General features: G+C 74.2%; 5 protein-coding genes. 1 reads left to right on the top strand and 4 read right to left on the bottom strand.

Annotated features, from left to right (window positions below):
* Positions 1-126 precede the first annotated feature (126 nt).
* Together ACZ58X_RS20105 and ACZ58X_RS20100 are read right to left on the bottom strand one after the other, a co-directional pair.
* Positions 127-1,461, bottom strand: a complete 1,335-nt coding sequence (locus ACZ58X_RS20105) for a DUF1254 domain-containing protein (protein WP_470334959.1) — start codon at positions 1,459-1,461, stop codon at positions 127-129.
* Positions 1,462-1,508: 47 nt separating this feature from the next.
* On the bottom strand, positions 1,509-2,846 hold the full coding sequence (locus tag ACZ58X_RS20100) for a DUF1254 domain-containing protein (protein ID WP_470334958.1): 1,338 nt from the start codon (positions 2,844-2,846) through the stop codon (positions 1,509-1,511).
* A 219-nt stretch (positions 2,847-3,065) separates the two neighbouring features.
* Between ACZ58X_RS20100 and ACZ58X_RS20095 the strand changes: the two genes are divergently transcribed.
* The gene (locus ACZ58X_RS20095) at positions 3,066-4,106 is read left to right on the top strand and encodes an NAD-dependent epimerase/dehydratase family protein (protein WP_470334957.1); all 1,041 of its coding nucleotides are present in this window, start codon (positions 3,066-3,068) and stop codon (positions 4,104-4,106) included.
* An 81-nt stretch (positions 4,107-4,187) separates the two neighbouring features.
* Here ACZ58X_RS20095 and ACZ58X_RS20090 read toward each other — a convergent pair whose 3' ends face one another.
* On the bottom strand, positions 4,188-5,237 hold the full coding sequence (locus ACZ58X_RS20090; protein WP_470334956.1) for a family 2 encapsulin nanocompartment cargo protein polyprenyl transferase: 1,050 nt from the start codon (positions 5,235-5,237) through the stop codon (positions 4,188-4,190).
* Between the two features lie 175 nt (positions 5,238-5,412).
* On the bottom strand, positions 5,413-6,834 hold the full coding sequence (locus ACZ58X_RS20085; protein WP_470334955.1) for a family 2B encapsulin nanocompartment shell protein: 1,422 nt from the start codon (positions 6,832-6,834) through the stop codon (positions 5,413-5,415).
* Between the last annotated feature and the right edge of the window lie 209 nt (positions 6,835-7,043).

Below are 7,043 nucleotides of genomic sequence, written 5' to 3'. Positions count from 1 at the left end.
CCTCCCCCCCCCCCCCCCCCCCCCCCCCCCCCCCCCCCCCCCCCCCCCCCCCCCAGAACCACCCCCCCCCCCCCCCCCCCCCCCCCCCCCCCCCGGCCCGGGCGGGCCGAGCGTCCGGGCGGGGTGTCAGTGGCGGTGGATCGGGGGGACCTGGTAGGTGCCGTCCAGGACCGGCGGCTTCGGGAGGTAGAGGCGGATGATCGGGCGGAACTCGCCGAGCGGGGTGGGGAGCCAGTTGGCGGCCGCCGTCGGCTCCTCGGGCGGCTCGTGCTGGAGGGTCACGGTCAGCGAGCCGTCCGGGCCGTAGACCAGGCCGGGGGTGCGGTCACCGATCGAGTAGCGGTCCACCGGGTTCTCCACCAGGTAGTAGTCCGGCACCGAGTACATCGTGACGGACCAGAAGGCCTCGGCCGGCGGGGGCTGCTCGAAGCGGAGGGTGTAGCTGTTGGCGCCGGTGAGCGGGCGGCCGTCGGAGTCGTCGTAGGTCATCGCGTACGAGGCCTCGTAGGCGTGGTTGCCCCACAGGCCGGCCCGGGCGGCGGCGGCCCGGCTGAGGTAGGCGGCGCGGCGGTCGGGGATGCGCCACTCGGGGTCGTCCAGGGTGCCGGGGCCCAGGTGGTCGATGTTGTAGTCGAAGAGGTGGAGCGCCGAACGCCACTCGCCGAGCGGGTGGTCCTCGGGCGGGCGGGTCGCGTCCTCGACCCGCTCCCGCCCGGCGGCCAGGCCCTTGGCGAGCGCCAGGGTCCACTCGGCGGCGGCCGCGCGGTACGGCGAGGCACCGTCGTCCAGCAGGCCGAGCGGGGCGAAGCGGCGCTGGTACTCGATGTCGGGCGTGGCCGGCGGGAAGGCCTGCATCCAGACCCGCAGGCGTTCGAAGAAGGCCAGCCGCTCGGGGACGTCCGGGTCGGGCTCGGGCACTCCGGCGACCAGGCCGCCGGGCTCCAGCGGCTCCAGGGCGAGCGCGGCCTGGAGGGCCTTGACCCGGGGCAGGTCGCCCGGGCCGTCGCAGGCGAACCGGCCGACGATCGTGCCGACGGTGGTGGGCAGTTCGATCACCCGGGACGGGTCCGGCGCGGTGCCGTGCCAGTCCGGCGGGACGACCAGCCAGGTCTGCGCCGCGGTGCCGGTGGCCCGGCTTCCGAGGTAGGCGACGTTGTCCGTCCAGGCCCCGATGAACTGCAGCACGTAGTAGGCGCCGGCGGTGTCCGGGACGTGCAGCACCTGCGGGCCCTCGGAGAGGTCCAGTTGGGCGATCGAGTAGATGGTGTCGTTGTTGACGGAGACGAAGTGGTCGCCCGGGCCGGCCAGCCGGGTGGCGTGGCTGAACTGGTTGAACGGCGCCGCCGGGAGGGTGCCCAGGCCGCCCTTGGCGAAGCGCTCGACCATGGTGAGGCCGGCGACGAGCGGGTAGCCGTAGACGTAGGCGTCGGCGGCCAGGGCCTCCAGCTCGGGCAGGTTCATCGGGGGTCCTTCGTCGGGTCGGCGGCGGTGGGGCTGGGAGGGTCGGGTCAGCGCGGGGTGAGCGGCGGGGGCTGCCAGCGGCCGTCCAGTACGGCGGCCTCCGGGCCGTGGATCCGGAGCACCACGGCGAACGGGCCGTCCGGGGCGGGCAGCCAGTTGGCGGAGTGGTCGGCGTCGGCGGGGCGCTTGTGCTGGACGTACAGGGTCAGACCGCCGTCCGGGTCGCGGACCAGGCCGGGGGTGTCGCCGCCGACCGAGTAGCGGTCCAGGGTGTTGTCGACCAGCCGGTGCCCGGGGAGCGCGTACACGGTCGCGGACCAGAAGAAGCGGGCCGGCGGCAGGGCGTCCGGGGCGAAGCGGATCAGGTGGTCGCGGTCGGCGGCGTTCGGCGGGCGGTGGCCCTCGCTGTCCGCCGCCCAACGGCCGTACCAGACCTCCTCGGTGGGCAGTCCGTACGGGTCGAGCTCGGCGGCGACGGCCAGCCGGAGGAAGTCCCCGCCGAGTTCCTCGCGGGTGCCGAACAGGCCTGCGCAGTCGCGGAGTTCGGCGACCGCCCGGGTCAGCCGGGCGCGGCCGTCGGCGATCCCGCGGCCGAGTTCGGCCCGCGCCTCCAGTGGAAGGGCGGCGGGCTCGAACTCGCCGCGGCCGTCGACGCCGAGGTCGGTGAGGCGGCCGCGCAGCGCGGTCTCGGCGGGCGGGAGTGCGTCGGTCGGCGGGAAGAAGCCGAGCAGGAAGTCGAGGAAGGTGAGGAACTCGACGCCCTCCGGGACCTCGTCGCGCCAGACCGGCCAGACCGGTTCGGGGGCCGGGGCGGGCGCCGGGGTGCCCGCGTACTCGTGCAGCGGGCGCAGCCGGTACTGCTCCTGGACGGCCCGCAGTGCGGCGAGGTCGGCGGGGGTGCCGCCGGGCAGGCGGGTGCGGCCGACGACGCCGACCAGCCGGGTGGCGGCGCGGATCACGCCGGTGATGCCGGGCGGGGGTTGGCCCCGCCAGTCGGGACCGGCCACCAGGAAGTCCCCGGCGCCCTGGCCGGTGGTCCGGGAGCCGATCAACCCGGCGGGCAGGGTGTCGAGTTCGTGCACCGTGAGGACGCGGTAGTCGTCCGTGGCGGGCACCGAGAGCACCCAGGGTTCGGCGCGCAGGTCGAGCCAGGCGCGGGAGGGGAGGGTGTCGTTGTCGGGGGTGACGGCGTCGGTGTCGGCGGGCCCGGCCGGCCGGCTGGTGTGGCGGAAGACGCCGAAGCCGCCGACGTGGCCCGGATCGGCGTCGTCCAGGGCCTGGGTGTAGAGGGCCCGGTAGTTCCGCAGGAGGGGATGGGCGCGGATCCAGGCCTCGGCCGCGGTCGCGCGGATGGTGGCCGGATCGACGAGTGCCGGGTTGACCATGCTGTCGCTCTCCCAGGCCGGATCAGGCAGGTAAGGGCAGGTAAGGGCAGGTAAGGACGGATCAGGGCAGATCAGGGCAGATCGGTACACCTGGGATGCTAAGGGGGGTGGGTGGGGGTGGCACGTCGGGCGGCGCCCGCGGCGGGCGGATCCGGTCCGGCGCTCTGCTCAGCGCTAACCCGGGCGTGGCGGCGGGCCGGCGCGGACAGGCTGAGCGGCATGAAGATCCTCCTGCTCGGGGGCTCGTCCTTCCTCGGACGTGCCTACGCCACCGAGGCGCTCGCCCGCGGCCACCAGGTCACCACCTTCAACCGCGGCCGCAGTGCCCCCGACCTGCCCGGGGTCGAGGCCGTCCGGGGTGACCGCGACAGTGCCGAGGACCTCGCCCGACTGGTCGAGGGCCGCCGCTGGGACGCCGTCGTCGACACCTCCGCCCGCCAGCCCGCCCAGGCCGCGCTCTCCGCCCGGCTGCTGCGCGGACGGGCCGGCCACTACACCTTCGTCTCCTCGGTGCACGCCTACGCCGACTGGGCCACCCAGGTGATCACCGAGGACTCCCCGCTCCTCCCCTGCCCCGCCGACACCCCGCCCGACCAGCCCTTCGGGCGCGAGTTGAAGGCGGGCGGCGAGCGCGCGGTGCTGACGGGCTTCGGCGCCGACCGCACCCTGGTGCTCAGCAGCGGACTGCTGATCGGCCCGTACGAGCTGGGCGGCCGACTGCCCTGGTGGCTGGAGCGGATGGCCCGTGGCGGGCGGGTGCTCGCACCCGGCGATCCGGAGCGGACCATCCAGGTGATCGACGTCCGGGACTTCGCCGCCTTCGGACTCGACCTGCTGACGGCCGGGACGGTCGGCCGCTTCCTCACCACGGCGCCACCCGGGCGGCTCACCTTCGGGCAGTGGCTGGAGACCTGCCGGGAGATCGCCGGCGCGGCCGGCACCGAGCTGGTCCCGGTCGGGGACGCCGCCCTGCTGGCCGAGGGGCCGGACCAGGTCGCCCCCTGGCTCGAACTGCCGTTCTGGGCGCCGGACCTGCCGGAGTGGAAGTACATCTGGCAGGTCGACAGCAGCCGCGCCGAGGCGGCCGGGCTGCACTGCCGCCCGTTCGCGGAGAGCGCCCGGGACACCTGGGAGTGGCTGCGCAGCCGGGGGCCGGCCGAGGACACCGACGCCGAGGGGCGGAAGCTGGTGCCGGGGGCCCCGTTCACCCAGGGCATCGAACCGGCCAAGGAGCAGCGGCTGTTGGCCGCGCACGGGTGAGGCACCCGGGGGCGGGGCCGGGACGGGAGGCCCGGGGGCGGGGCCGGGACGGAGGCCGGCCCCCGCCCCGGCGGGGTGCGCTCAGTGGCTGCGGCGGGTCACCAGCTCGGCCAGCGCGAGCAGTTCGTCCGCCGCGGACGGCTCCGGTACGGCCGCGGCCAGCTGCGCCATCGCCGCGGCCATCCGCTCGCAGGACTCGCCCTGCGCCCAGCCGCGCCCGCCGGCCGCGTCGACGGCGGCCGCGCACTGCGCCAACTCGGCCGCGCTGAGCGGACGTTCGAGCGCGTAGAGCTCGGCGAGCCGGGCCCCCTCGGGGGTGCCGGAGCCGAGCGCCTTGACCACCGGCAGCGACTTCTTCCGGGCGACCAGGTCCGCGCCGACCGGCTTTCCGGTGACCGTCGGGTCCCCCCAGATGCCGATCAGGTCGTCGATCAGCTGGAAGGCCAGGCCGATCTCGCGGCCGAAGCCGTCCATCGCCCGCGCCGCCTCCTCGGAGCCGCCGCCGTAGAGCGCGCCCATGGCGCAGGCGGCGCCGAGCAGGGCGCCGGTCTTGGCCTCGGCCATCGCCAGGCACTCGGTGAGCGAGACGTCGTTGCGCTGCTCGAAGGCGCAGTCGATCTGCTGGCCCTCGCAGAGCTCGACCACGCAGTCGGCGAGCCGACGGATCGAGTCGCGGGCGGCCGGGTGGGCGTCCTCGGCGACCAGGCGCAGCGCCAGGGAGTGCATCGCGTCGCCGGCCAGGATGGCCTCGGTGGTGCCGAACACCCGCCAGGCGGTGGGCCGGTGGCGGCGGGTGTCGTCCCGGTCGATGACGTCGTCGTGGAGCAGGGTGAAGTTGTGGACCAGCTCCACGGCGGCGGCCGCGGCGGCGGCCGTCCCGGGGGTGCCGCCGAGGGCCTGGGCGGCGGCGAGGACCAGGGCCGGGCGGATCGCCTTGCCGGAGGAGGACTCGGAGGGCGTGCCGTCCGCCTCCCACCAGCCGAAGTGGTACCCGGCGACCCTGCGCATCGTGCCGGGCAGCGAGTCGACGGCGGCCCGCAGGACCGGGTCGACCAGGCCGCGGGCGCGGGCGAGGATGTCCGCCGCCTCGTGACCCTCTTTGTGGTCCCGCTCCAGCGTGGAGCTCGTCATGGGTTCCTCCCCCTGTAGGGCGCCTGTCGTGGGACGGCCGGCCCGTCGGGCGGCCGGGTTGCGCCGGGGCGGCGGGCCGGTGGCCGTGCACACCGCGGCGCGCCGCCCGGCCGGGGACTGCTGCCCCGGCCGGGCGGCGCGGATCGGGCTCGGAGGCCGAGCCGGGAGCCCGTCGTCAGCGCTGCGCGACGTCCACGTTCTCCAGTACGCCGACGGCGTCCGGGACCAGGATCGCGGCCGAATAGTAGGCGCTCACCAGGTAGGAGATGATGGCCTTCTCGTCGATTCCCATGAACCGCACCGAAAGGCCCGGCTGGTATTCGTCCGGAATTCCGGTCTGGTGCAGGCCGACGACACCCTGGTTGTGCTCACCGACGCGCATCGCGATGATCGAGCTGGTGTGCCCGCCGATGATCGGGATCTTGTTGCACGGGAAGATCGGCACCCCGCGCCAGGCGTTGACGTGCTTGCCCTCGACCTCGACGGTGCCCGGGTTGAGGCCGCGCTTGTTGCACTCCCGGCCGAAGGCGGCGATGGCCTTGGGGTGAGCCAGGAACATCTTGGTGCTGCGGCGGCGGCTGAGCAGCTCGTCCATGTCGTCCGGCGTGGGCGGGCCGGAGTGGGTCTGGATCCGCTGGTCGTACTCGGCGCTCTCCAGCAGCCCGAACTCCGGGTTGTTGACGAGCTCGTGCTCCTGGCGCTCGCGCAGCGCCTCGATGGTCAGCCGGAGCTGGTGCTCGGTCTGGTTCATCGGCTGGTTGTAGAGGTCGGCGACGCGGCTGTGCACCTTGAGGATGGTCTGGGCGACGCTCAGCTCGTACTCGCGCGGCTTGAGCTCGTAGTCCACGAAGGCGCCGGGCAGGTCGTACTCGCCCTGGTGGCCGGCGGAGAGGCCGATCGCCGCCTCGCCGTGCTTGTTCTGGGCCTGCTGGAAGCCGTTGAGGTACTCCATGATCTGCAGCTGCAGCGACTCGGAACGGTCGTGCAGCTCCTGGAAGGAGGGCCAGGCGAGCGCCATCACCGTGCCGGAGGTGGCGGCGCGGACGGTGTAGGGCCAGGCGCCGTCCTCCTCCTGGAGCGCCTCGTCGCCCAGGTGGTCGCCGTCGGCGAGGGTGCCGACCACCGTCTCCTCGCCGTACTTGCCGGTGCCGAGCCGGTCCAGCTTGCCGTGCGCGATCAGGAAGACGTCGGTGATCGGCGTGCCGGCCGTGACCAGGACGTCGCCCGGGGCGAACTGCCGCTGCACGAAGCGGCCGGCCAGCTCCTCCAGCACCGCGTCGTCCTGGTACCCGCGCAGCACCGGCACCTCGGCCAGCGTCTGCGGGACGATCCGCACCTCGGAACCGGTCTTGACGAAACTCACCCGGCCCCGGCCGACCTTGTGGCGCAGGCGGCGGTTGACCCGGTACGTGCCCCCGGAGACCTCCACCCAGGGCAGCATCCTGAGCAGCCAGCGCGGGCTGATGCCCTGCATCTGGGGCGCGGACTTGGTGGTGGTGGCGAGGTTCCGCGCGCCCGCCGTGCTCAGTGACTGCTGCTGCCGGATCTCCGGCTGCGCGCCCGGCGCAGGAATACCGGCATTGGTTTCGGTCGACATAAGGGAGGCCCTTCGCATGCCCGATGAAGTGTCGCCTTGCGCATTCATGTTGCCGCTTCATGGTGAGCCCGTTCGGGGGCGTCCCGCAATCACTCATTCGAGTGGTTCCGAATAACCGAACAAATAGTACGACTAGATCACCTGATCGATATTTGTTCGACTATTTATTCGAAACCGCCGGAACCCCGACCCGCCATCTTCCCCCATCG

Source organism: Kitasatospora sp. NPDC040550, assembly GCF_055594965.1.
This window is presented reverse-complemented; position numbering and strand designations above follow the sequence as displayed.